Raw genomic sequence first — 24,308 nt, 5'->3', positions numbered from 1 at the left:
TAGATCATGGCATTCCAACAAGCGCTCAGCGGCCTGAATGTGGCCGGCAAGGCAATCGATGTCACCAGCCACAATATCGCCAACGCGAGCACCGTCGGCTTCAAGGCCGGGTCGGCACATTTTGCCGACGTTTATGCCGCCTCGTTGAATGGCGCTGGCGCCAGCCAGATCGGTATCGGTGTGAACCTGGCGGCGGTGCAGCAACAATTCACCCAGGGCAACATCACGGCGACCAACAACCCGCTGGATATCTCGATCAACGGTTCCGGCTTCTTCCGCATGGACACCAACGGTGCGGTGACCTTTACCCGTTCCGGCCAGTTCCACCTCGATCGCAGCGGCTACATCATCAACGACCAGAACATGCGGCTGACCGGTTATCCGGCGCAGGCCGGCATCATCGTTCCGTCGACGCCGCAGCCCTTGCAGATTTCGGCATCCGACCTGGCACCGGTGGCTACCGGAACCAATGTCGCCAGCACTTTCCGCGGGGTCAAGGCCAATCTGCAGCTAGATTCGCGGGCCAAGGAGCCTGAGGTTCCCTGGACAAACGCAGCAATACCGACCGGGGCAACGGTAGCGACCAACGTGACGGCCAATGGCGGTTCGGCGGCAGAAGCCGCAGCAGCGCTCGCCGCCTACGATGCTGCAATTGCCGGTGCACAGACCCAAGCCCAGGCGGCTCAGGCTGCCTACGACGCTGTGATCGGTGCTGGCGGTACCGTTCTTGAAGCCACGGCTGCACGTACGGCTGGTTTGGCAGGGGCCAATTATTCGCCGGATCCCCAGTCTTACAGCTACTCGACGGCCCTATCCATTTTCGATACCTTGGGCAACGCGCACACGCTGACGATGTTCTTTGAAAAGACCAACGCATCGGGTGAGTGGAATGTTCATTTCACACTGGATGGGACGAGCAACAACTACATCACGGTTACACCGGGAAATGCACTGACCTTCAACACCCTGGGACAGATTGCCAGCGGTAACCCGATGAGCCTGCAGATCGACCTGAACAATGTCATGGGCGCGCTGGGGACGACCAACGGTGCCGACCCGGTGATGAACTTCGATATCGATTTCACCGGGACCACCCAGTTCGGCAGTTCCTTCGGAACCAATCGCCTGGAACAGGACGGCTATACCGCCGGCAACCTGATTGGTCTGTCAGTGGGTAACGATGGCGTCATTCTTGGCCGCTACAGCAACGGTCAGACCTTTGCCCAGGGGCAGGTCGTGCTGGCCAACTTCACCAATCCGAACGGCCTGCAGTCGCTGGGTAACAATCAGTGGAGCGAAACCTCGGCTTCCGGGCCGGCGCTGGTGGGGGCGCCCAACACGTCGAGCCTTGGTGTGCTGTCCTCGTCGACGGTCGAGGAATCGAACGTTGATCTGACCTCCGAACTGGTCAGCCTGATCACCAATCAGCGCAACTACCAGGCCAATGCCCAGTCGATCAAGACGCAGGACCAGGTGTTGCAGACCCTGGTCAACCTGCGCTGATTCCTGAGGAACCGGCAACATGGACCGCCTGATCTATACCGCAATGACCGGTGCCAAGCATGTATTCATGCAGCAAGCCGGTACGGCCAACAATCTGGCCAATGCCAGCACGATCGGGTTCAAGGCGCAGGAACACCGGTTCCGCGCCGTCGAGGTTCAGGGCGAAGGCATGCCGACCCGGGCTTTTGTCGTCGATGCGTCGGTGGCCGACGTTTTCGACGAAGGTCCGCTGATGTTTACCGGCCGCAATCTCGACGTCGCCGTTCAGGGGCGCGGCTGGCTGGCAGTCCAGTTGCCGGATGGCAGCGAGGCCTATACCCGTGCCGGTAGCCTGGACGTCAATGTGAATGGCGAACTGGAGACCAAGGCCGGGCATCTGGTGCTCGGCGATGGCGGCCCGATCGCCATTCCGCCGGACAACAACATCGAGATCGCGCCGGATGGCACGGTATCGATCATCCCCGCCTTCGGCACGCCGAACAACGTCAATCCGGTCGGACGCCTGAAGCTGGTGAATCCGCCGGAAGGCGATCTGGTGCGCGGTTCCGACGGCCTGTTCCGTCTGCGCAGTGGTCAGCCGGCCCCGGTTGATGAAAATGTCCGGGTGGCCGCCGGGGCGCTTGAAGGCAGTAATGTCAATGTGACGGATTCGATGGTGAACCTGATCAGCCTGGCCCGGCAGTTCGAATTGCAGATCAAGATGATGCAGACCGCCGATCAGAATGCCCAGCGCGCCGATCAGTTGCTGTCCCTCAATGGTTGATAGGAAAGAAAAATGATACGTTCCCTGTGGATCGCCCGGACCGGCCTGGATGCTCAGCAAACCCAGCTTGATGTCATCTCGAACAATCTGGCCAACGTCAGCACCAATGGCTTCAAACGGGCGCGGGCGGTGTTCGAGGACCTGTTGTACCAGAACATGCGCCAGCCGGGCGCGCAGACCTCGCAGCAGACCCAGGTGCCTACCGGTTTGCAACTGGGCACCGGAGCGCGGCCGGTGGCCACGGCGCGCATCTTCACTCAGGGCAACCTGCAGAAGACCGATAACACGCTCGATGTGGCGATCAACGGCAATGGCTTCTTCCAGGTCCTGCTGCCCGATGGAACGACGGGTTACACCCGCGACGGTTCCTTCCACAAGGACAATCAGGGGCAGATCGTAACCTCGGACGGTTACCCGCTGCAGCCGAACATCACGGTGCCGGCCGATGCCCAGACGGTTTCGATCGGAACCGACGGCACCGTCACCATTACCCAGCCGGGTTCGGCAGCCGCCACGGAAATCGGGGCAATCCAGTTGGCCAGTTTCGTCAATAACGGCGGCCTGCTCAGCATCGGTCAGAATCTGTATCTGGAAACCGCCGCCAGCGGCGCGCCGACGCCCAATGCGCCGGGTGCCAACGGTGCCGGGATTGTCGTCCAGGGCTACGTCGAAACGTCGAATGTCAACGTGGCCGAGGAACTGGTGACCATGATCCAGACGCAACGGGCCTACGAACTCAACTCCAAGGTGATCAGCACATCCGACAGCATGCTCGGACGCCTGACCCAGATGTAAGAGGTGAAATCATGCGTCACCTGATCCTGCTTTCCAGCGTCCTGCTTGCTGCCTGCACGACCGTGCCGCCGACCAATGTGCATCAACCGATGACGGTTCGACCGGAAGCGCGGCCGGTGCTGGCAACGGGTAATGGTGCCATCTACCAGGCAGGCAACAGTCGCCCGCTGTTCGAGGATAGGCGCGCACGTTTCGTTGGCGATACGATTACGGTAAAGATCACCGAAAATACCTCTGCTTCGAAAAAGGCCAGCAATAATCTGACCCGTTCCGGTAGCCAGAGCGCTTCGGTCACCGCGTTTGCGGGCTTGCCGGTCGGCGGATTGAACGGCCTCGACCTGTCTGCCGACAGTGCAACCAAATTTGCTGGCAAAGGTGATGCGGCAAACAATGCCGTATTCACCGGCAATCTGACTGTGACGGTCATTGATGTGCTGCCCAACGGGAACTTGCTCGTTTCCGGGGAGAAACAGATCGCCATCGGCGCCGAGCAGGAGTTCATCCGTGTTTCCGGGGTGGTCAATCCGGCCTTCGTCGATTTCTCGAATACCGTAGACTCGGCCAAGATCGCCGATGCACGGATCGAGTACAAATCCTCAGGGCAGATTGCCGATGGGCAGGTTATGGGATGGCTGGCACGCTTCTTTCTTAGTGTCTTGCCGTTCTAGTAGCCATTCCCGGAAGGTGCAGCATGAAATCCTTTAACGCGCTCACGATCAAGGTTCGTAAGGCCTTGCTCTGTTGTTGCCTGCTGCCCTTGCTGGCAAGCCCGGCGATGGCCGAACGGGTCAAGGATCTGGCAAGCTTGCAGGGTGTGCGCAACAACCAGCTGATTGGTTACGGTATCGTCGTCGGTCTCGACGGTACGGGCGACCAGACCACCCAGACGCCGTTCACCACGCAGGCCATGGGCAACATGCTGTCGCAGATGGGCATCAATCTGACGGCCGATCAGGCGACCAAGTTGCAATTGAAAAACGTCGCCGCAGTCATGGTGACGGCGAATCTTGGCGCGTTTGCCCGTCCCGGGCAGGCCCTGGATGTCACGGTTTCCTCGATCGGCAACGCCAAGAGCCTGCGTGGCGGTACCCTGCTGCTGACCCAGCTCAAGGGCGCGGATGGTCAGGTGTACGGCATCGCCCAGGGTAACGTCATGGTCGGCGGCGCGGGCGCGGGTGCCGGCGGTGCGGCGGTGACGGTCAATCACCTGGCAGCGGGCAGAATCCCGGGCGGGGCGACGGTCGAGCGAACGGTGCCGACGGCCCTGGGGCAGGGCGGATACCTCTACTACGAACTGGCCGAGTCCGATTTCGGAACGGCGATGAACATGGTTTCGGCGATCAACAAGGCCATGGGCGAAGGGACCGCGCAAGCCATCGACGGTCGTCGCATCGCCCTGCGGGCGCCGGATTCCGCCGATGCGCGGGTCAGTTTCCTGGGCCGGGTCGAGAATATCGAAGTGCGTGCCGCCGTTGCTCAGGCACGGGTCGTGGTCAATCCGCGTACCGGTTCGGTGGTCATGAATCAGCGGGTTGCCCTGCTGCCCTGCGCGGTTGCTCACGGCAATCTGTCGGTGGTCGTCGATGCGGGCCAGCCCGGACGCGGGGGCGCCGATGTGCAGGTCAATCAGGATGGTGGCAGTCTGACGGTTGCCGCCGGCGCCAGTCTGGCCGATGTGGTCAAGGCTCTTAACAGCCTGGGGGCCAATCCGATGGACCTGCTGGCCATCCTCCAGGCGATGAAGGCGGCCGGTGCGCTGCGTGCCGAACTCGAAGTGATCTGAGCCATGGTCACCAAGATCCAGAATGCGCCGAATCGCGCGGCGTTTGACGTCCAGGCCTCGCAGGACCTGCGCAACCAGTTCAAGAAGGACCCGCAGGGCGGTCTGAAAGCCGCCGCGCAGCAGTTCGAGACCCTGTTTCTGCAGATGGTGCTCAAGAGCATGCGCGATACGGTGCCGACCGATGGTCTGATGCACAGCGACCAGACGCGTTTCTACAACAGCCTCCTCGATCAGCAGATGGCGCAGAACATGGCCAGTTCAGGGAACGGAATCGGTTTCGCCCGGTTGATCGAGCAGCAACTGGGGGGGCATCTTGGTGGCGCGCAGCTTGAGGATGGCATTGACGACCTTTCGGCAATGATTGCCGGCAAGGGGTTGCCGGCCGGCCTGCCGGCTGCCGGTGCCTTGCAGTATCGCGAAGTGCCGAGCAGTCTGCCGACATCGGCCGCTTATGCCCTGCAGAATGCGCTGGCGGCCAACTCGGCCCGCAGTTCGGGGGAGGCGCCGACGTCGGCGCGGGACTTTGTCAATCAGCTCTGGCCCAATGCGGTTGAGGCTTCCCGTTCTACCGGCATACCGCCACAATTCCTGGTGGCCCATGCGGCGCTGGAGAGTGGGTGGGGAAAGAGCGAGATCCGTCATCCTGACGGCAGTAGCGCGCACAACCTGTTCGGTATCAAGGCCGGCAAGAGCTGGACCGGAAAAACCGTGGATACGCTGACGACGGAATACGTCAACGGTGTGCCGCAGCAATCGGTCGAGAAATTCCGGGCTTACGATTCCTACGCCGACGCATTTCGCGATTACGCCAACCTGCTGCGTAACAATCCCCGCTATGGCGGCGTGATCGGGACCCAGGATGGCACGGAGTTTGCACGACGTTTGCAGACGGCGGGATACGCCACCGATCCGAAATACGCAGAGAAGCTGTCCGGCATCATCAATGGACCAACGCTGCGTCAGGCATTGATCGGCTAATCCGCCCTAAACATTCCGGCGCCTGCGCCGTTAAACCTCATAGAGGTAAATCATGGGTACTGGACTTATCAGCATCGGCATCACCGGCATACGGGCGGCTCAACTGGGCCTGCTCGCGACCGAGCACAACATCGTGAATGCCAACACCCCGGGCTATTCCCGGCAAAATACCGTGCAGGCGACCAACAACGCGATCACGACTGGTTCGGGTTCGATCGGTCAGGGGGTTCAGGTCGTCACCATCAAGCGGCAGTATGATGCCTACCTGAACAATCAGGTCAACACTGCTCAGACTCAGGTCAGTAACCTGAGTGCCCTGTATTCGCAGTTGTCCCAAATCGACCTGATGTTGGCCGATCCGGATGCCGGTATGTCACCGGCAATGCAGGACTTTTTTACCGGTGTTCAGCAGGTTTCGTCCAATCCTTCCTCTTTGCCGGCACGGCAATCCATGCTGACATCCGCGCAGACCATGGTGACGCGGTTCAATAATCTCGACCAGAGATTGACTGAGATATCCAATCAGTTGAATGGCCGAATCGTCAGTGCTGTTGCCGACATCAATGCTTACGCGAGCGAAATTGCCGATTTGAACCAGCGTATCGTGCTAGCTCAGTCGGGTTACTCCCAGCCGCCAAACGATTTGCTTGATCAACGGGATCAGTTGGTCAATGAATTGAACAAATTGATCAAGGTAAATACCAGTACCAACAGCGATGGCAGTTTCAATGTCTTTATCGGGACTGGTCAGCAGTTGGTTATTGGCGGGAAGACGGTGCAAATGACAGCTGAAGCCTCCAGTCTTGATCTGACCCGCATCGCCGTTGGTCTTAAGACTGCTGGCGGCACTCAGGAACTGCCAGAGTCCTTGATCGTCGGAGGAGAGCTGGGCGGCTTGGTCAGTTTCAGAAGCCAGTCACTTGATGCTGCGGTGAACGAGCTTGGCCGGGTTGCTGCCTCATTGACGCTGACTTTCAATGCTCAGTATGGTTTGGGGATGGACATGAGCGGGCGGATTGCCGGTGAAACGGGATTCGTTGGGGAACTGTTCTCTGTGCCCCAACCTCGTGTTGTGCCAAGTGCGACAAATCAGGGGGTTGGGCAATTGGCGGCAACTTTTTTGCCGCCAGTGGCGCCTTCTGCACCTGACTACGCAGGGAGTTTTTATACAAATCTGAGCAACAGTGATTACCTGGTGACATTTGGTGCGGGTGGAAGTTACACAGTAACACGGCAGAATGACGGTGTTGCTGTAGCCACCGGAACCAGTCCCGCTGGCGTGCAGTTTGATGGTGTATCACTGAATATTTCTGTTCCAGGGGCAATGGCAGGTGACCGTTTTGTCGTCAAGCCAGTTGCAGAAGCGGCCAAGAATATTTCAATTGATACGCGGGTCGTAGCAGATCCGCGGCTGGTGAATGCGGCTGCGCCGGTACGCACGATTCCGGCGATTACAAATACCGGTGTGATGGTCATGTCACAGGGCGTTGTCGGAGTTGGCTACTCGATTCCGGCGACACAGACTCTGGTGGCTACGGCAACTGATTTGACCGGACTGACAGGAACCTGGGTCGCCAGGTATTCAGACGGAAGCGTTTCAGCGGCAAGTACGGGAGATATTCCACTGACCAGTGGTACTGCCACTTTGTCGGGCATTACCTGGAACAACATGTCGTTCAGTATTACCGGGGCGCCCAATGCTGGCGATCGTTTCGTCATCGAGCGTAACAGCGATGGCCTGCAGGACGGACGAAACGCCTTGCAGTTTGCTGCACTGCAAACCGCAAATACAACGGCGGGTGGAACCGCAACTTATCAATCGACATACTCACGGCTGGTTGCGGAGAATGGCATCAGGACACGCGAGGCCAAGGTACGCCTGGCTGCTCAGGAGGCGGTGCTGACGCAAGCCCAGAACGCAAGGGACTCACTGTCGGGGGTTAATCTTGACGAGGAAGCCGCGAATCTGATGAAGTTCCAGCAGGCCTATCAGGCGGCGGCGAAAATTCTGGATGTCGGTAACAAGCTGTTTGAGACTTTGTTGTCGATCAGGTAAGGAGGGGATCATGCGTGTCAGCACCTCGATGATTTACGGTTCTGGATTGCGGGGAATCATGAACCTGCAATCTGAATTGTACCGGACCCAAAATCAGCTTTCGACCGGGCGTCGGATTCTGACCCCCGCCGATGACCCGATTGGTGCCGCAGAAGCGCTGGAGGTTTCGCAGTCGAAAGCTGTCAATGCACAGTTCAAGAATAATCAAGCGGACGCAACTGTCCAGTTGAGCTTGGCAGAGTCCATTGCCGGTAGTGTGGGTGATACCTTGATCCGGATATCTGAGCTTGCTGCCGAGGCCGGAAATCCTATGCTTGATAACGCTCAGCGGGGGACAATTGCCGCCGAAATGAAGTTGCAGCTCCAAAGCTTGATTGGTTTGGCGAATACTCAGGATGGCAGTGGCTTGCATATCTTTGCCGGCTACAAGTCGACCACGGTGCCGTTTGCCATTAATTCCACTGCTACGCCACCCTCGCCCGGAGACACCGCGCCGGCATATTCCCTTGGCAATACCTATGTGAATTATTCCGGCGATGCGGGTACTCCTGCTTTACAGGTGACTGCGTCAAAAGTCATGGCTGTATCCGAAAACGGCATGCAGCTATTCATGCAGGTTCGCGATGCTCAGGGCAATATCACAGGCCAAAGCATGTTCGATACAGTCAAGAATCTCGTGGATATTGTCGACCCATCGAGTGGCATGACATTTTCCACGAGTGAACTGGCGCAGATTAGAGGGAACATCAAGAGCACGATTGATCACGTAGCCAATATCCGGGCGTCTCTGGGAGCCAGGCTCAACGCTGTGGATGGACTTAGCACTACAGCGACAGATATCGATTATCTTTATAAGGTCCGTTTGTCGGAATTGCAGGATCTGGACTATACCGAGGCCATTTCCCGTTTCGCGCGCTACCAGACCCAACTTGAAGCCACACAGCTGACTTTCAAGCAGACCAGCCAACTCAGCCTGTTCAACCTCCTGTGAAACCGACCATAGTCGTGGTGCTTGCAGCTTTCAGTCTATTGCTGACAGGCTGTTCGTCTACCGGTGAAAATGTATTCAAGCTGACAGCGAACAGTTCCCTAAAACCCAATATTCTGCTCGGCGGAGCGGCCGCGATCTATTTGATCTACGATCCGCTGGCACCCAACTGGGAAATCGAGGAAACGCGTCTGCCGGACGACAGCTACCGCCTGTCGATGAAAATGAAGCGCTTTCATACCGGCGGTTCCGGCGAGGCGATCCAGGTACTGAAGCGCCGGGCGCGGCAGTTGCAGGAGGAACAGGGGCATGTTGGTTACGAGATTGCCGGCTATTCGGAAGGGATTGATTCGCAGACCCTGATGACGCGTCGGGTGGCTGAAGGAACGATCCGTTTCGTCAAGCGCGAGGACGCCGATTCATTCGCGCTGAACGGCAGCTACTGAGCCGCCGGCAAGGCGAAGCCGAGCATGGCCCGGATGGCGAAGTCGTAGAGGTCCTGCAATGGACCGGTCAGGTAGTTCAGGCTGACACCTACCGCCATGAACCCCCCCATCAGGGTTAGCGGGAAACCCAGCGCAAAGAGGTTGAGTTGCGGTGCGGCCTTGGTCAGCACGCCGAGTGCCACGTTGGTGATCATCAATGCCACCAGTACAGGGAGTGCGAGCAGCAATCCGGCGGAGAATATCTTCCCGCCCAGTTCGGCGAGGTTGCGCCAGCTGTTCGGAGACAAGGCCTCCGGGCCGACCGGTATGGCATGGAAACTCTGCGCCAGGGTCGAGATGTACAGCAGGTGCCCATCGAAGGCCATGAACAGCAACAGGGCGATCAGACCGATGAATTCGGCCAGAACGGCCGTTTGTGCACCTTCCATCGGATCGTAGAAGGTGGCAAAGCCCAGACCCATCTGGAAACCGATATAAGTGCCGGCCATGTCGATGGCGGAAAATACGATGCGGGCGGCGAAACCCATGGAAATGCCGATCAGCACCTGCTGGCCAAGGATCCACAGGCCGGCCAGCGATGCCGGCTGGACATTGGGCATCGGTGGCAGCACCGGGGCGATGGCAATGGTGATGCCGAGTCCGAGGATCAGGCGGGTCCGCCGGGGAATGCCGGCGGTGCTCCATAGCGGCGCAGTCGCGACCAGCCCGAGGATGCGGGCCAGCGGGAAAGCGTAGAACGCGATCCAGGCATCGATCTGCGCCATGCTCAGGCTCAGCATGGGTCAGCCGATGATCTGGGGAATGCTGCCGAATAGCCGCTGGATGTAGTCCACCATGTACTGCAGCATCCATGGTCCGAGCAGGATCAATACCAGAAATATGGCGACCAGTTTGGGGACGAATTGCAACGTGGCCTCGTTGATCTGGGTGGCTGCCTGGAAGATGCTGACGATCAGGCCGACAGCCAGGGCGGCGATGAGCATCGGTGCAGCCATCATCAGCGTGGCTTCGATGGCTTGGCGGCCGATTTCCATGACGATGCCCGGGGTCATATGTTGAAACTCTGGACCAGTGAGCCGATGACTAGGTGCCAGCCGTCGACGAGAACGAACAGCATCAGTTTGAACGGCAGCGCCACCATGATCGGTGACATCATCATCATCCCCATGGACATCAGGATGCTGGCGACCACCATGTCGATGATCAGAAAGGGAATGAACAGTACGAAACCGATCTGGAAGGCTGTCTTCAGTTCGCTGATGACGAATGAAGGAATCAGGATGCGCAAGGGGATGTCGTCGGGCGTCGCGATGTTGTCGATCCTGGCGACCCCGGCAAACATGGCGATATCGGCTTCGCGCGTATGTTTGAGCATGAAGGCTCGCATCGGAACGACCGCACGTTCTCCTGCCTCCATGATGTTGATCCGGCTTTCCGACAGAGGGACATAGGCCTCGGTGTAGACCCGGTCAAAGGTCGGTGCCATGATGAAAAAGGTCAGGAACAGCGACAGGCCGACCAGGATCTGGTTTGGCGGCGCGGTCTGGGTGCCCATGGCGTGTCGCAATAGCGAGAGCACGATCAGGATGCGTGTGAAGCTGGTCATCATCAGCATGGCCGCTGGGATGAAGCTCATCGCGGTCAGCAGCAGCAGTGTCTGGATGGTCAGGCTGTAGGTCGTGCCGCCGGCACCGGACGGGGTGCTGGTGATGGCCGGCAGGCCGCCTGCCGTCTGGGCCAGTACTGGCGCCGCGAGTAGTAGCAGCGGCGCCAGCAGAATCAGCTTATTGCGCTGCATTTTGGCGCTCCCGGATGGCTTTGAGCCAGTCACCGAAGGCCGGTCCCTGGCCGCCGGCTGGCGTTGTGCTTGTGCCCTTGGGCAGCGTGTGCAGGGTACGGATCTGCCCTGGAACGATGCCGATGACCAGCCAATTGTCCTCGACCTCGACCAGAACGATGCGTTCCTTGGGGCCAAGGGCGATGCCGCTGATCACTCGCATGTTGCCCTGGCCGAACATCTTGCCGCCGGAAACCTTGCGCGCGGCCCAGGTGGCGGCGAATAACAGGCCGACAATGAGCAGCAGGGCCAGGGTGGCCTGCAGGTAGGTACCGGCGGAAACCACCGGCGGGGCACTCTCGGCTGCCAGCAGCGGAGCAGGCAGGGTCAGCAATAAAGGAAGGGCGCGCAGCAAGGGAGGGTCGTCGTCGGGTTTCGGGATGCGCTATCTTAAACCCAAATACCGCCGCCGCAGCGTTGGCGTGCTCAGCGGTTGATTTTGCGCATCCGCTCCGAGGGCGTGATGATGTCGGTCAGCCGGATACCGAACTTGTCATTGACGACGACGACTTCGCCCTGGGCGATCAGGGTTCCGTTGACCAGCACATCCATCGGCTCGCCAGCCATTGCGTCAAGTTCGACGACCGAGCCGTGGGCCAGTTGCAGCAGATTCTTGATGGTGATCTTGGTACGGCCGAGTTCGACGGTGATCTGGACCGGAATGTCCAGGATCATGTCCAGTTCGTTCATGACACCGCCGGCCCCGGTTGGCGGTGCAAAGGAAGGAAAGATGTCGGCAGGTTGTGCCGCGGCAGCCGGCGCTGCGTCGATCGTCGTCTGTTCGGCCATGGCGGCTGCCCAGTCGTCTTCACTGATCTGCTCTTCGGCGGCCGCGTTTTCGATGTTTTCCATATCTTCAGACATTCTTTCCTCCTGCTACGACATCTCCCGAACCCGTCTCAGGCGGCGTGGCAATGAACTTTTCAACGCGCAAGGCATATTGGCCATTCTGCTGACCATAGCTGCATTCGATCAGCGGGACATTATCCACCAGGGCTTCGACGCGCGGTGGAATGGTGATCGGAATCACGTCGCCCGGTTTGAGCTTGAGTATGTCGCGCAAGGACACGGTACCCGAGCCCAGTTGCGCGACGATTTCGACTTCGGCACCTTGCAATTGCTTGCGCAGGGTGATGATCCAGCGCTTGTCGGTCGACAACTGATCGCTCTGCATGGTGCTGTAAAGCAGATCCCGGATCGGCTCGAGCATCGAGTATGGGAAGCAGATGTGCATGTCGGCCGTGGCGCCGCCAAACTCCAGCGTGAACGACGTCGAGACGACGATTTCCGATGGCGTGGCAATGTTGGCGAACTGCGAGTTCATTTCCGAGCGGATGTACTCGAAACTGATGTCGTAGACCGGTTTCCAGGATTTTGAATACTCGGCGAACACGACCCCGAGCAAGCCCTGGATGATGCGCTGCTCGGTGGCCGTGAAGTCGCGGCCTTCGACGCGGGTATGGAAGCGCCCGTCGCCGCCGAACATGTTGTCGACCACCAGAAAGACCAGATTGGGATCGAAGACGAAGAGCGCTGTGCCGCGCAGGGGCTTGGCAGCAACCAGGTTCAGGTTGGTCGGCACCACCAGGTTGCGGATGAACTCGCTGTATTTCTGCACGCGGATCGGTCCGACCGAGATTTCCGCATTGCGGTGCATGTAGTTGAACAGCCCGATACGCAGGTAGCGGGCAAAACGCTCGTTGACCAGTTCGAGCGTCGGCATGCGGCCGCGGACGATGCGTTCCTGCGTGCCAAGGTTGTAGGCGCGAATGGAGGCATCGTCGCCGCCGTGCTCTTCGGGCTCGTCGGTTTCCCCGGTGACGCCCTTGAGCAGGGCGTCAACCTCGTCCTGGGAGAGAAAGTCGCCGGCCATGGCTCCTTACTGAATGATGAAGGAAGTGAACAGGACGGACACGACCGGACCTTCCGGCGGGATGATCTCGCCCCGCTTGTTTTTGGTCGGCGGCTCGATGGCCGAGTTGATTTCGGTCTGGATTTCTGTGGCCAGTTGCTCCTTGCCTTCCTTGGACTGGAGTTCGGAGGCCTTCTTGCTCGACAGCAGCAGGGTCACGTTATTGCGGATGCGCGGCATCATCATGGCCAGCGTTGCCTGCGAAGGCGGTTCATCCAGTTCGACGGAGAGTACGACCTGCAGGTACTGATCGCCGACTTCCGGAACGAGGTTTACCGTGAATGGATCAAGGTTGACGAATACTGGTGGCGCGGTCTTGTCCTTTTTCTTTTTGGCAGGTTTCTTGGCGGTTTCCTGCGCCACTTCGTCGTCGTCCAGGTGTTCGTCGTCCTTGCTACCGCTCATCATCAGGAAGGCGCCAGCGCCGGCGGCAAGCAACAAAACGACAGCCAGCACAATGATGATCAAGAGCTTCTTGCTTTTCTTCGGCGCTGCTTCGGCGCCCTCTTCGGCAGGCTTGCTATCCTTGGCCATGCTTCTCCCTTTCTATCTTCTGGTGTCAGGCGAACAGATCAACCATTCCCCTGCCTTGACGGGCAGGTAGCCCGGAGGTTCCGGAATGTGTTGCTTGGTCGGGCGAAAGTATAGCCTCTTCACCGTCGAAGCGGGGGGCGTTGCCGGTCTGTTGCGAGGATTCCTGCTGAGCTTGCTGTTGTTGCTGCGCCTGTGAGCCGACGTTCGACTGTCCCAGGTTGATCCCGGCGCCAGAGAGCATTTCGCGCAGCCTGGGCATGGCGTCTTCGATGGCCTGGCGGACTTCCTGGTTGGCAACCGCGAAGTGCGCGGTCATCTGATCGCCATTGAGGCTGATGTTGATCTGTATCGGACCCAGTTGTGCCGGATTCACATTGATCTGGGCATTCTGAACATCACCGCGCGCCAGCCAGACAACCCGCTCGCTGAATTGCTGCGCCCAGCGGGGATCATGGACCGGTGCCGGAACGTGGTGTTGCATTTCACCCTTGCCGGTGCCCTGCAGACGTTCGCCGGCAGTTGCCGGGTTGAAGAGCAGTGAGTTCGTGGATTCGGTCTTGCCGGCAAGATTTGCCGTTTCGCTGCTGACGGCCAGCGCATCACTTGCCGCCGCCCGGGCGGCGAGCATTGCCGGGTTGCCGGCGGCCGCCTTGTCGTCGGTCGGCACAAAAGCCTTGCCAAGCCCGGTATCGGCACGGGCGGCGCGGTCGCCGCGCACATCGGTGTCGTTGCCGGGGCGTTGGGCGATCATCTCGAAAATGTTCAGCGCAGCCAGCGGCGAACCTTCGCCGGCCTCTTCGCCATTGGCGCCGAGCAGTGCGGCATCGCGATCCTTGCTACCGGAGCCGATCTGACGATCCAGTGCGTTCGGCAACGCAGCGCCATTGCTCATGCTGTTGAGCATCTGGGTAAAGTCACCGAGTTGTCCGGCCAGCAGGGCGGCAAAGTCGATTGCGCCGGCATCCAGGCCTGGCAAGGCCGAAGACGTGTTATCGGTGGCTGCATTGCCGGAAAGTGCTGCAGTCGGAATGACGGAGATGCTCATGTGAGTTCCAGATCAAAAGTGCCTGCCCACTAAAAGCAAACAGCGTGCCGGGCTATTTCTCGTCGCTTTTCGTGTCGGCGACGAATTTCCGGGCGGAGAACTCATCCAGTAATTTCTGCTCCTGTTTGTTTTCTTTTTGCTTTTCCCGGGCCTCATGCCGGGTTGCCAGGGTGCCGATGGCCTGGAGCCGGGTGTTCTGCTGTTTCCAGTGTTCCTGGCCACGGCGGGTGCCGGCCTCGCTCTGGCGGACGATATCGCGTTGCTGGCCGATGGCCTCGTCAATCCGGCCGAGGAAATCCTGGTAGTTGGCCAGGACCTGGCGGGTCAGTCCCTGGGTTGTGGCGTCCCGCAATTTGTCGGCGTATTCGGCACGGTATTGCTCAAGCATTTCCAGCCGGCTTCTGGCGTTCTGCTCGGCAGAAATGAGCTTGCCCAGATTGCGTGTGGCTTCGTCCGTGCGGTTCTGCATCAGTTCCAAGAGCGGCTGCAGGGAGAAATTGGACGCCATGGTTTAACGCGTCAGCTGAACAGGCCGGACAACTGGCCGACGCTGGACAGGTAATCCGATTTTTCGCTCAGTTTCTGCTGCAGGAAAGCTTCCATGCGCGGGTACATGGCGATCGACTGGTCGAGTACCGGGTCCGAGCCGGGCGCGTAGGCGCCGACGGCGATCAGGTCGCGGGAGCGCTGGTAGCGGGAGAACAGGACCTTGAAGCGGCGGATGTGGTCGAGCTGGTTGTCGTCGATCAGATTGACCATGGCCCGGCTGATCGACTGCTCGATGTCGATGGCCGGATAGTGGCCGGCGTCGGCAAGCGTCCGGGTGAGCACGATGTGGCCGTCGAGAATGGCGCGTGCCGAATCGGCAATCGGGTCCTGCTGGTCGTCGCCTTCGGCCAGTACGGTGTAGAAGGCGGTGATCGAGCCGCCGCCTTCGACGCCGTTGCCGGCGCGTTCCACCAGTTGCGGCAGACGGGCGAAGACGGATGGCGGATAACCGCGGGTGGCCGGCGGTTCGCCGATAGCCAGGGCAATCTCCCGTTGGGCCATGGCGTAGCGGGTCAGCGAATCCATGATCAGCAGGACGTGCTTGCCCTGGTCGCGGAAGTACTCGGCGATGGTCGTGGCGTAGGCCGCACCCTGCAGACGCATCAGTGGGCCGGTATCGGCCGGGGCGGCGACGACGACAGCCCGGCGCATGCCTTCCTCGCCGAGAATGTGTTCGATGAACTCCTTGACCTCACGGCCGCGTTCGCCGATCAGTCCGACTACGATCACTTCCGCTTCGGTGTAGCGGGCCATCATCCCGAGCAGGACCGACTTGCCGACGCCGGAGCCGGCAAAGAGGCCCATGCGTTGTCCGCGACCGACCGTCAGCAGGGCGTTGATCGCGCGGATGCCGACGTCGAGCGGGCGTTCGATGGCAGCGCGGCTCATCGGATTGATCGGCCGGCTTTGCAGCGGCCGGGCCTGGCTGGCACGGAGCAGGCCCTTGGTGTCGAGCGGCCGGCCGACACCATCGAGCACCCGGCCAAGCAGTTCGTCGCCAACCGGTACCTGTTTGGCGCGGTCGATGGCGCGCCGTTTAAGGTGGCCGGGCTGATCGACCTGCGGTGGCGGGCTGGGGGCATCGAAGGGAACGACACGGGTGCCGGGGGCCAGACCGAAAACCTCGTCGGAAGGCATCAGGAAGAGTTTTTCGCCGGCAAAACCGACGACTTCGGCTTCGATGGGGGCGCCCATTGTGGGGTGGATGCGGCAGGTACTGCCCAGTGGTAGTTTGAGTCCCGAGGCTTCCATGACCAGGCCGTTGATCCGGGTCAGTCGGCCGCTGGGCCAGATTGCCTGGGCGTTGCCGGCGCTCTGCCGGCAACCGTCGATGAACTCCTGCCAGCGCTGGCGATGGTCGGGCGGGTTCAGCGGATCAGCCATTTTTCGGGCTCGACGCCGATGGCTTCAAGGATGCGTTTCCAGCGTGTTTCCAGCGTTGCATCGATCTCGCTGTGACCGGCCTTGAGCAGGCATCCGCCAGGACTCAGGGTGCTGTCGGGAACCAGATTGATGCTGCCCGGTGGGCCGAGTTCGACAAGGCCGGCCCGCAGGGCTTCGAGATCGTCCGGGTTGGCATGCAGGGCCAGGTTGCCGTGATGCAGCGGCAAGGCCTGCAGGGCTTCGCGCACGATCGGGAGCAACAGGTCGCGGCGGGTTGCCAGCGTACTGCCGAGGACCAGTGAGGCAACTTCGAGGGCGAGGTCCAGTGTTTGTTCGCCGACGGCCTGGTCGAGTTCGCCCAGGGACTGCTGGAAATTTTCGATCAGGGCGCGCAGCCGGGCGATTTCCTCGTCGCGGGCGGTCTGCATGGCCTCGGCGGCGGCTTGCAGGCCTTCCTCGTAGCCCGCCTGATAACCTTCCTGGCGCGCCTGCTCGTGAATCTGCTCTATCTCGTCGGCAGTCGGCAAGTTGAGCGGTCCGGCGACAGCTTCTCCCTGTTCCTCTTCCACGACCTCGGTCACTTCGGCCGGGGCCTCTGCCGGCGCCTCGACGACCTCGTCCGGCGCATCGAAGGCATTCGCCTGCCAGCGCTGGTAAGCGGCCAGTTGTTCTTTCGGGATGACGCCAGCCATGGGTTAGACCATCTGTTCGCCGCCGGCGCCGCCGAGCACGATCTGTCCTTCGTCGGCCAGGCGGCGGACGATCTTGAGGATTTCCTTCTGCTCGGCTTCGACTTCGGAGAGGCGGACCGGTCCCTTGGACTCCAGGTCTTCGCGCAGCATTTCCGCCGCCCGCTGCGACATGTTCTTGAAAATCTTCTCGCGCAATTCCGGTGAAGCACCCTTCAGCGCCAGGACCAGCGAGTCGGACTGGACTTCGCGCATGATCATCTGGATCGAGCGGTCGTCGATGTCCAGCAGGTTCTCGAACACGAACATCTCGTCGAGAATCTTCTGTGCCAGATCCGGGTCGTATTCGCGGATCGCGTCGACCACCGAGGTCTCGTTGGCGGTGCCGATGAAGTTGAGGATTTCCGCGACCGTCCGCACCCCGCCCATGGCGGTATGTTTGATGCTGGTCGAGCCGGACAGGATGCGTAGCATGGCCTCGTTCAGTTCGCGCAGCGCAGCCGGCTGGATACCTTCCAGCGTGGCGATACGCAGGACCACGTCGTTGCGCAGGCGTTCGGTGAAATGGTTGAGGATTTCACTGGAGTGATCGTGTTCGAGGTGAACCAGGATGGTGGCGATGATCTGCGGGTGCTCGTTCTTGATCAGGTCGGCAACGGTCTGGGCATCCATCCATTTCAGCCCTTCGATCCCCGAAGTTTCGCCACCCTGGAGGATGCGCGAGATGAGGTTCGATGCCTTGTCGTCACCGAGCGCCTTGGTCAGCACCGAGCGGATGTAATTGTCGGTGTCGACGTGTACCGCCGCGTGCTCTTCCATGTTCTTGTGGAATTCGTCGAGCACGGTTTCGACCGTTGCCCGCGGTACGGTCTTCAGCGCGGCCATCGCATGACCGAGCTTCTGGACCTCGCGAGGCCCGAGGTGCTTGAGCACTTCGGCCGCGTGGTCTTCACCCAGCGCGATCAGCAGCGTCGCGCTCTTTTCCAGTCCGTCGTCACCCGGCATTGGCGCCTATCCAGTCCTTGATGATGTTTGCGACCGCCTTGGCGTCGGCTTGCGCGAGGTCGCGCGCCTTCTGCACCTTGGCGGCATAGTGGTCGATCTGCACGATGTCCTCGGGTTCTCCGTCCTCGCCGATGACCGCAACATGGCCGATGGCACCGGCGACGCCGTCCGCCGTGGTCGGGTCGTCGCCGGTCGAGGGCGCCGGGAACATGGTTTTCAGCGAAGGCTGGATGACCTTGAAATACAGGAAAGCGATAACGCCGATGATCAGCAGGTACTTGATCAGTTCCTTGGCGTAATCGATGTTGTCCGGATCCTTCCAGATCGGCATCGACAGATCGGTTTTCTCGACGCTGGCGAACGGCGCGTTGGCGACCGAGATCGAGTCGCCACGCTCCTGGCTGAAGCCCATGGCCTCGCGGACCAGGTCGTTGATCTGTTTCATTTCCGCTTCCGGCAGCGGACGGCTGACCTCCTGGCCGCTCTTCGCGTCTACGCCCTTGCGGTGATTGACCACCACGGCGGCCGTCAGGCGCCGGACGGCGCCCATTCCCTGCTTGGTGTGACGGATGGTGCGATCGACTTCGTAATTGATCGTCGAGTTCTTGCTGGTGTTGATCGGTTGACCGGCGGCGTTGAGGGGGGCGGTAATGCCTGCGGCGTCGATGCGCCCGGGGATGTTTCCCTGAGCGTCAGGCTGGCCCGGGGTGCCACCGACAGCCGGGGCGGTCAGCGGGGCGGTTGCCGGTACCGGCGGCTGGTTGGTCAGTGCGCCGGGGACGCCGCCGACGGCTTCGTTGACGCTGGCGGTCTCGTTGCTTTGCTGGCTGCGGATCACGCTTGCGTCGGGCGCAGAATTGGGGCGGAAGGTCTCGGCCGTCTGTTCGCTTTGCGAGAAATCGATGTCGGCGGCAATCTGGACACGGAAGTTGTCCTCGCCGAGTACCGGTTTGAGGATCTGTTCGATGCGCCCGACGATGCTGTTCTCGACCTCGCGGACATACTTCAGTTGCGTCGCGTCAAGGCCGGCTTCGGTCAGGCGGTTTTTCAGCGAGGACAGTAGCGCACCGTTCTGGTCGAGGATGCTGACATTGCTCGACTGCAGTTGCGGCACGCTGGACGAGATCAGGTGGGTGATGCCGGCGACCTGGGCGCCGTCAAGCGTGCGGCCAGGGTAGAGGTTGAGCATGACCGAGGCGGTTGGTTTCTGTTCCTCGCGGACGAATACCGAGGGCTTGGGAATGGCCAGGTGTACCCGGGCGGCTTGGACCGAACCGATCGACATGATGGTACGCGCCAGTTCGCCCTCCAGTCCGCGCTGATAATTGACCTGTTCGGCGAACTGGCTGATGCCGAATTTCTGGTTCTCCATCAGTTCGAAACCGACATTGCCGCCGCGCGGCAAGCCTTGCGAAGCCAGCTTCAGGCGGACTTCGTGCACCCGTTCGTTGGGTACCATGATGGCGCCCGAGCTCGACATGCGGTGTGGGATGTTCTGTTGTTCCAGCGCGGCAACGATGCTGCCGCCGTCCTTTTCGTTCAGGTTGGAGAACAGGACCTTGAAGTCGGGCTGCTGGCTCCACAGGATGGTGCCGACGATGACCGCGATGATGGCAGCGATGGCAACGGCCAGACCGATCTTCTGCTGGTCATTCAGGCGGTTGAAAGCCTCGCGCAGGCGATCCGTCGGGTTTTCCGCCGGGGTATTTCCTGCTGTGGTTTCAGTGCTAGCTGCCATCAAATGCCAGGTCGGGTTATGGGAAACAGAAGAAGAATCAATCGGGAAGCCAAATTTTCCTAGAAATATTCTACTATTACCGGCGCCGAATGCACCCTAACTTTTTAATGACAAACCCTCAGCCAGCCTCCAGCGACGCCGCGCCAGCCGACAAAGCGGCCGAATTGCAGCGCGCTTTCGCCATGTTCAACCAGGTTTCTGCAGAGTTGACGCAGGCTTACGAAACCCTGCAGGGCAAGGTGGCCTCGCTGACCGAGGAGTTGGCGGTGGCCAACGGCGAATTGCGTCGTCAGTACCGAGAGAAGGAAGCCTTGTCCGAGCGTCTCTCTTCGCTGCTCGATGCTTTGCCGGCGGGCGTGGTGCTGCTCGATGCTTCGGCGCGGGTGGCGGCAGTCAATCCGGCGGCCATCGAGATGTTCGGTGAACAGGTGCTCGGGGCGCACTGGGGCGATGTCGTCAATCGCTGCCTGGAACCGACCCTGACCATCGGTGAGTGGATGCTCGGCGAGAGTCGCCTGTCCATCGCGGAAAGTGCATTGCCGTCCGGTGATGGAAAAATTCTGCTGCTGCACGACATCAGCACCGCGCAGCGGATGAAGGAAGAGCTGGAGCGCAGCCAGCGGCTGGCGGCGATGGGAGAAATGGCGGCGTCGCTGGCGCATCAATTGCGAACGCCACTGGCAGCGGCACTGCTCTACGCTTCCAACCTTGGTCAGCCCGGCATGAGCGAGGAAGCGCGTGCCCGGTTTTCCGACAAGGCAACCGGGCAACTGCGTCGCCTGGAGCGTTTGATTCAAGATGTCCTGTTATTCGCCCGAGGCGAGAGCATCGGTGCCGACGTGATCGTTGCCAGCGAATTGCTCGCCGAGGCAGCCCAGACCATGGAGCCGTTGATGCGCGAACAGGGCGTCGATTTCGTCGTCCTTGATGATTGCCTGGATGGGCGCCTGGTCGGCAGCCGGAAGGCTTTGTTTGGCGCCCTGGTGAATCTGCTCGAGAATGCCCTGCAGGCGACGCCGGCTGCCGGCAAAATTTGCCTGGGCGGCAATTTTTCCGGCGAAAGCCTGCGCTTTTCGGTGCGCGATACCGGGCCGGGCATTCCCCCGGAAAAGCGCGACCGTATCTTCGAACCGTTTTACACGACCAAAGGCCAGGGGACCGGGCTGGGGCTGGCGATCGCGCTGGGCGTTGCCCGGGCGCACGGCGGTACGATAGAAATTTCTCCGTCGGTCGCCGACGGGGCCGAGTTTGTCATGACGCTGCCGGCCGGGGTGGCTACCACGGAAGTCGATCAATGAGCGAAAACAGTTTGCCAATTCTTGTCGTCGAGGACGATCCCAGTCTGCGCGAAGCTATCGGCGATACGCTGGAACTGGCCGGTCTGCCTTATGTCGCCGTCGATGGTGGCGAGGCCGCCTTGCGTGCCCTTGAGAACCAGGCGTTTTCGATCGTCGTCAGCGACGTACGCATGATGCCGATGGACGGCATCACCCTGCTCAAGGAAATACGTGCCCGCCTGCCCTACCTGCCGGTGGTGCTGATGACGGCTTATGCCGAGGTGGACAAGGCGGTCGACGCCATGCGTTCCGGCGCCTGTGATTTCCTGCTCAAGCCTTTCGAACCGCAAGCCCTGCTGGGGTACATCAACAAGTACGAGCTGGCGACGCATCGTGACGATGCCGGCGTGGTTGCCGAAGATACGGCCAGCCGCGACATGTTTGCCATGGCCAAGCGTGTGGCGCAGACCGATGCGACCGTGTTGCTGACCGGTGAATCCGGGGTGGGCAAGGAAGTGGTCGCTCGCTTCATTCATCGCAATTCGGCTCGTTGTGACGGCCCATTCGTTGCCATCAACTGCGCGGCCATTCCCGATAGTCTGCTTGAAGCGACACTATTCGGCTATGAAAAGGGGGCATTTACCGGTGCGCAGCAGGCCCAGGCCGGCAAGTTCGAGCAGGCCCAGCATGGCACCCTGTTGCTGGACGAAGTGACCGAAATGCCCATGGGGCTGCAAGCCAAGCTGCTGCGTGTGCTGCAGGAGCGGGAAGTCGAACGGGTCGGCGGCAAGAAACCGGTCGAGCTCGATATCCGCATCGTCGCCACCTCCAACCGGGATATGGCGGAAGCCGTTGCCCGCGGTGTTTTCCGTGAGGACCTTTATTACCGTTTGAATGTCTTCCCCGTCGCCATTCCGGCACTGCGTCAGCGTCCGCTGGACATCCTGCCGATCGCCCGTTATTTCATCGCTGAGCACGGTGCTCGTTTTGGGCGAACCGGCATGCAGCTGTCTCAAGTGGCAGAGCAAGCACTTACATCGTATGGCTGGCCGGGCAATGTGCGCGAACTGGAAAACGTTGTCCAGCGCGCGCTGATCATGGCGCCAGGCCAGCGCATCGAACCCGAGCACCTGAACCTGCTTGGTCAGGTGGTGGCTCCTGCCTCAATCGCCGTGACCGTCGACGAAAAAAGGGGGGATAATATGAACATCAAGGACTTGGAGCGCGAGCACATCCTGCAGACCCTGGCCGAAGTCGGTGGTTCACGTAAGCTGGCGATCGAGCGCCTGGGGATCTCCGAGCGAACCTTGCGTTACAAGCTTCAGCAGTATCGGGAAGAAGGGCATTACCGGGATTGATCCTGGTCCGTTTATTGCTCTGTATTCCGCAGTTGGAGGATGGGAATCATGGACACCAAGGGTATCGAACAAATGTTGAGCGTGCTGCGGTCCACCGCAGCGCAGGCATCCGGCAAGCCGGCAGATTCTTCTGCAGGGGTGGCGGGCGTTGCCGATTTCTCCGAAGTCCTGAAAAACTCCATCGACAAGGTCAACGATACGCAGAAGTCCGCCAATCAGATGGCCGAGAAAATGGTCGCCGGCGACACCACGCAAAACCTGCACGAAGTGATGATTGCCCTGCAGACCGCCAGCGTTTCCTTCCAGGAAATGGTCCAGGTGCGTAACAAACTGGTTACGGCTTACCAGGACATGATGAACATGCAGGTTTGATGCCCTCTCGGGCTGCTTGAGGACTTCCTAGCCCTTGTCTCGCACGATCATTAATCCGGCGAGGTCGCCGATGCCAATGCCGAGCCGCTTTCCCAGGGAATCGGCCACTTGGCCCAGATAGTTTTTGCTATGTGAAGCCAGCCGGAAAAATGAGTAGAAGAACTCGATGATCATTTCCCGAGTCGTGGCTTGCCGATATCCCGACAGCCCGAGCAGGAAGGTATGTGAAATAAGATACAGGGAAACCAGTTCGCGATATTGGCTGCAGAGGCCGTTGCCCCTGAAGGGAAAGAGCGAACGAAATGCGTGGTGAATTAGTAGGTTTTCCAGCACGAAGGGATGATCGACCAGGAAAGGTCCGAGATACTTTCGGTAGATATCTTCGTGCAAGGCGATGAGCTCGCTATCGTCTGAAGATTCGCCGGGTTTCCACGACAGACCACGACAGGCTTCGTCAAAGCAGCGCTTGAGTACTGGCTGCTGAATATCGGGTTGAAGATCGGTGAGAATCGTCTGGAAAAGTCGTAGGCGCTGAACGGGATTAGGGCGCAGTGCCTCGATTTGCTCCTGAATGACATGGGCGTGTGGGAGCATCTGAACATACTTGCCTAAGACGTTCGGCAGTTGTTTGCTGATTCCCTGTGGGCCTAGTTGCATTGCCGATTCACTCTCCGCCAGGAGGCGTCCCAGAAGTAGCAGGCGTGCTTCAAGACTGATCGTGCGAATCTGAAGGATGGCAACAATGACGGCGCGCAGGTCATTCATGTTGGCGATCGCATCGTCGTCAAGTGCGTCTCCGGAAAGCTTTCCAAGCAGTGCAGTGGGTTGTTCCAGAATGGCGTTGTTCGTCACTTCAACGAAATGTATCGGCTCTGGGTCAAGCAGTATCTGCCGGGCGGCTTCTGGGCAGGATAGTGTCAGCGAGTACTCGAACTCGTTACCGAATAAGTTGGCGGTTCGAGGATAGCTCGAGCAGGTGGTGCTGAGCGCTGCGTGCCCCATTTCCTTGTGAATTCGGCAGAGATTTTGCGCGTCGAGGAAGGGGCAGGAATTGTCTGCATCCATTACGATCAAGGCAAAGTCATGTATGCCTGTCGAATGTGAAGGAAGTTTTATCGTTTGTGAGAACAGTTTTGAGAGAGTGGGATCTTTATTCTTTTTGTAGGCAAGATATGTGGCTTTATCGATTGCAATTTGCCAGCCGCCACAGCAGGAGTCCTCGCAGCTTGAACCGATGCACTCAAATTTGGTGTAGTGGTGGAGCGCGAGAGCTCTTTTCCCTGTCATTTCGACCAGA

At 59.9% G+C, this 24,308-nt stretch carries 26 protein-coding genes; 12 read left to right on the top strand and 14 right to left on the bottom strand.

Going from position 1 to position 24,308, the window contains the following annotated elements:
- Positions 1 to 6 precede the first annotated feature (6 nt).
- The 9 genes from AADV58_RS14795 to AADV58_RS14755 all read left to right on the top strand — a co-directional run bounded on the left by AADV58_RS14795 (position 7) and on the right by AADV58_RS14755 (position 9,312).
- Positions 7 to 1,503: a flagellar hook-basal body complex protein gene (locus AADV58_RS14795; protein WP_341743554.1), complete on the top strand. Its 1,497-nt coding sequence runs from the start codon at positions 7 to 9 to the stop codon at positions 1,501 to 1,503.
- A 19-nt stretch (positions 1,504 to 1,522) separates the two neighbouring features.
- Positions 1,523 to 2,266 carry a flagellar basal-body rod protein FlgF gene (gene flgF / locus AADV58_RS14790; RefSeq protein WP_341743553.1) on the top strand — a complete coding sequence of 248 codons (744 nt, stop codon included), beginning with the start codon at positions 1,523 to 1,525 and terminating at the stop codon, positions 2,264 to 2,266.
- Between the two features lie 12 nt (positions 2,267 to 2,278).
- A complete protein-coding gene (gene flgG / locus AADV58_RS14785; RefSeq protein WP_341743552.1) occupies positions 2,279 to 3,061 on the top strand; it encodes a flagellar basal-body rod protein FlgG in 783 nt (260 codons plus the stop codon).
- 11 nt (positions 3,062 to 3,072) lie between these two features.
- Positions 3,073 to 3,729 carry a flagellar basal body L-ring protein FlgH gene (locus tag AADV58_RS14780; RefSeq protein ID WP_281981926.1) on the top strand — a complete coding sequence of 219 codons (657 nt, stop codon included), beginning with the start codon at positions 3,073 to 3,075 and terminating at the stop codon, positions 3,727 to 3,729.
- A gap of 23 nt (positions 3,730 to 3,752) precedes the next feature.
- A complete protein-coding gene (locus tag AADV58_RS14775) occupies positions 3,753 to 4,844 on the top strand; it encodes a flagellar basal body P-ring protein FlgI (RefSeq protein ID WP_424243817.1) in 1,092 nt (363 codons plus the stop codon).
- A gap of 3 nt (positions 4,845 to 4,847) precedes the next feature.
- Positions 4,848 to 5,822 (top strand): flagellar assembly peptidoglycan hydrolase FlgJ, encoded by a 975-nt coding sequence (flgJ, locus tag AADV58_RS14770; protein ID WP_341743551.1) that lies wholly within the window; start codon positions 4,848 to 4,850, stop codon positions 5,820 to 5,822.
- Positions 5,823 to 5,874: 52 nt separating this feature from the next.
- Positions 5,875 to 7,878 (top strand): flagellar hook-associated protein FlgK, encoded by a 2,004-nt coding sequence (gene flgK / locus AADV58_RS14765; protein WP_341743550.1) that lies wholly within the window; start codon positions 5,875 to 5,877, stop codon positions 7,876 to 7,878.
- 10 nt (positions 7,879 to 7,888) lie between these two features.
- Positions 7,889 to 8,869, top strand: coding sequence for a flagellar hook-associated protein FlgL (flgL, locus tag AADV58_RS14760; RefSeq protein ID WP_341743549.1), 981 nt, complete (start codon positions 7,889 to 7,891; stop codon positions 8,867 to 8,869).
- Between the two features lie 140 nt (positions 8,870 to 9,009).
- On the top strand, positions 9,010 to 9,312 hold the full coding sequence (locus AADV58_RS14755; RefSeq protein ID WP_051295304.1) for a hypothetical protein: 303 nt from the start codon (positions 9,010 to 9,012) through the stop codon (positions 9,310 to 9,312).
- On the opposite strand, the gene fliR is transcribed toward AADV58_RS14755, so the two are convergent.
- The 13 genes from fliR to fliF form a co-directional block, all read right to left on the bottom strand.
- Positions 9,306 to 10,091, bottom strand: a complete 786-nt coding sequence (gene fliR, locus AADV58_RS14750; protein WP_028994510.1) for a flagellar biosynthetic protein FliR — start codon at positions 10,089 to 10,091, stop codon at positions 9,306 to 9,308. The genes AADV58_RS14755 and fliR overlap by 7 nt on opposite strands.
- 3 nt (positions 10,092 to 10,094) lie before the next feature.
- Positions 10,095 to 10,364 carry a flagellar biosynthesis protein FliQ gene (fliQ, locus tag AADV58_RS14745; protein ID WP_028994511.1) on the bottom strand — a complete coding sequence of 90 codons (270 nt, stop codon included), beginning with the start codon at positions 10,362 to 10,364 and terminating at the stop codon, positions 10,095 to 10,097.
- Positions 10,361 to 11,110 (bottom strand): flagellar type III secretion system pore protein FliP, encoded by a 750-nt coding sequence (fliP, locus tag AADV58_RS14740; RefSeq protein ID WP_341743548.1) that lies wholly within the window; start codon positions 11,108 to 11,110, stop codon positions 10,361 to 10,363. Before fliP ends, fliQ begins: the two co-directional genes overlap by 4 nt.
- Positions 11,097 to 11,504, bottom strand: a complete 408-nt coding sequence (gene fliO / locus AADV58_RS14735) for a flagellar biosynthetic protein FliO (protein WP_341743547.1) — start codon at positions 11,502 to 11,504, stop codon at positions 11,097 to 11,099. Before fliO ends, fliP begins: the two co-directional genes overlap by 14 nt.
- Positions 11,505 to 11,575: 71 nt before the next feature.
- Positions 11,576 to 12,013 carry a flagellar motor switch protein FliN gene (gene fliN, locus AADV58_RS14730; protein ID WP_028994514.1) on the bottom strand — a complete coding sequence of 146 codons (438 nt, stop codon included), beginning with the start codon at positions 12,011 to 12,013 and terminating at the stop codon, positions 11,576 to 11,578.
- Positions 12,006 to 13,022: a flagellar motor switch protein FliM gene (gene fliM / locus AADV58_RS14725; RefSeq protein WP_341743546.1), complete on the bottom strand. Its 1,017-nt coding sequence runs from the start codon at positions 13,020 to 13,022 to the stop codon at positions 12,006 to 12,008. The genes fliN and fliM overlap by 8 nt, the downstream gene beginning before the upstream one ends.
- Positions 13,023 to 13,028: 6 nt before the next feature.
- Positions 13,029 to 13,595 carry a flagellar basal body-associated FliL family protein gene (locus tag AADV58_RS14720; RefSeq protein ID WP_341743545.1) on the bottom strand — a complete coding sequence of 189 codons (567 nt, stop codon included), beginning with the start codon at positions 13,593 to 13,595 and terminating at the stop codon, positions 13,029 to 13,031.
- Between the two features lie 25 nt (positions 13,596 to 13,620).
- Positions 13,621 to 14,640: a flagellar hook-length control protein FliK gene (locus AADV58_RS14715; RefSeq protein ID WP_341743544.1), complete on the bottom strand. Its 1,020-nt coding sequence runs from the start codon at positions 14,638 to 14,640 to the stop codon at positions 13,621 to 13,623.
- 52 nt (positions 14,641 to 14,692) lie between these two features.
- Positions 14,693 to 15,148 carry a flagellar export protein FliJ gene (fliJ, locus tag AADV58_RS14710; RefSeq protein WP_341743543.1) on the bottom strand — a complete coding sequence of 152 codons (456 nt, stop codon included), beginning with the start codon at positions 15,146 to 15,148 and terminating at the stop codon, positions 14,693 to 14,695.
- 11 nt (positions 15,149 to 15,159) lie between these two features.
- Entirely contained in the window at positions 15,160 to 16,572 is a 1,413-nt protein-coding gene (gene fliI / locus AADV58_RS14705) for a flagellar protein export ATPase FliI (protein WP_341743542.1), read from the bottom strand.
- Complete coding sequence (locus tag AADV58_RS14700) at positions 16,557 to 17,264, bottom strand: flagellar assembly protein FliH (protein WP_341743541.1); 708 nt, start codon at positions 17,262 to 17,264, stop codon at positions 16,557 to 16,559. Before AADV58_RS14700 ends, fliI begins: the two co-directional genes overlap by 16 nt.
- A 3-nt stretch (positions 17,265 to 17,267) precedes the next feature.
- A complete protein-coding gene (gene fliG, locus AADV58_RS14695; protein ID WP_028994522.1) occupies positions 17,268 to 18,266 on the bottom strand; it encodes a flagellar motor switch protein FliG in 999 nt (332 codons plus the stop codon).
- Positions 18,256 to 20,004: a flagellar basal-body MS-ring/collar protein FliF gene (gene fliF, locus AADV58_RS14690; RefSeq protein WP_341743540.1), complete on the bottom strand. Its 1,749-nt coding sequence runs from the start codon at positions 20,002 to 20,004 to the stop codon at positions 18,256 to 18,258. The genes fliG and fliF overlap by 11 nt, the downstream gene beginning before the upstream one ends.
- A 107-nt stretch (positions 20,005 to 20,111) precedes the next feature.
- Here fliF and AADV58_RS14685 point away from each other — a divergent pair, with 107 nt between their 5' ends.
- Genes AADV58_RS14685 through fliE form a run of 3 tightly spaced genes read left to right on the top strand, consistent with a single transcriptional unit; the run spans position 20,112 to position 23,011 of the window.
- Positions 20,112 to 21,302 (top strand): sensor histidine kinase, encoded by a 1,191-nt coding sequence (locus tag AADV58_RS14685; protein ID WP_341743539.1) that lies wholly within the window; start codon positions 20,112 to 20,114, stop codon positions 21,300 to 21,302.
- Positions 21,299 to 22,639, top strand: a complete 1,341-nt coding sequence (locus tag AADV58_RS14680) for a sigma-54 dependent transcriptional regulator (protein WP_341743538.1) — start codon at positions 21,299 to 21,301, stop codon at positions 22,637 to 22,639. Before AADV58_RS14685 ends, AADV58_RS14680 begins: the two co-directional genes overlap by 4 nt.
- A gap of 48 nt (positions 22,640 to 22,687) precedes the next feature.
- On the top strand, positions 22,688 to 23,011 hold the full coding sequence (fliE, locus tag AADV58_RS14675; RefSeq protein WP_028994526.1) for a flagellar hook-basal body complex protein FliE: 324 nt from the start codon (positions 22,688 to 22,690) through the stop codon (positions 23,009 to 23,011).
- Positions 23,012 to 23,038: 27 nt separating this feature from the next.
- Here the strand turns inward: fliE and fliB are convergent, their stop codons facing one another.
- Positions 23,039 to 24,298 carry a flagellin lysine-N-methylase gene (gene fliB, locus AADV58_RS14670; RefSeq protein WP_341743537.1) on the bottom strand — a complete coding sequence of 420 codons (1,260 nt, stop codon included), beginning with the start codon at positions 24,296 to 24,298 and terminating at the stop codon, positions 23,039 to 23,041.
- Positions 24,299 to 24,308 lie beyond the last annotated feature (10 nt).

Source organism: Azonexus hydrophilus (assembly GCF_038368255.1).
GTDB lineage: Bacteria > Pseudomonadota > Gammaproteobacteria > Burkholderiales > Rhodocyclaceae > Azonexus > Azonexus hydrophilus.
The sequence above is the reverse complement of the archived record's forward strand: the minus strand, read 5'-3'. Positions and strand labels throughout refer to the sequence as shown.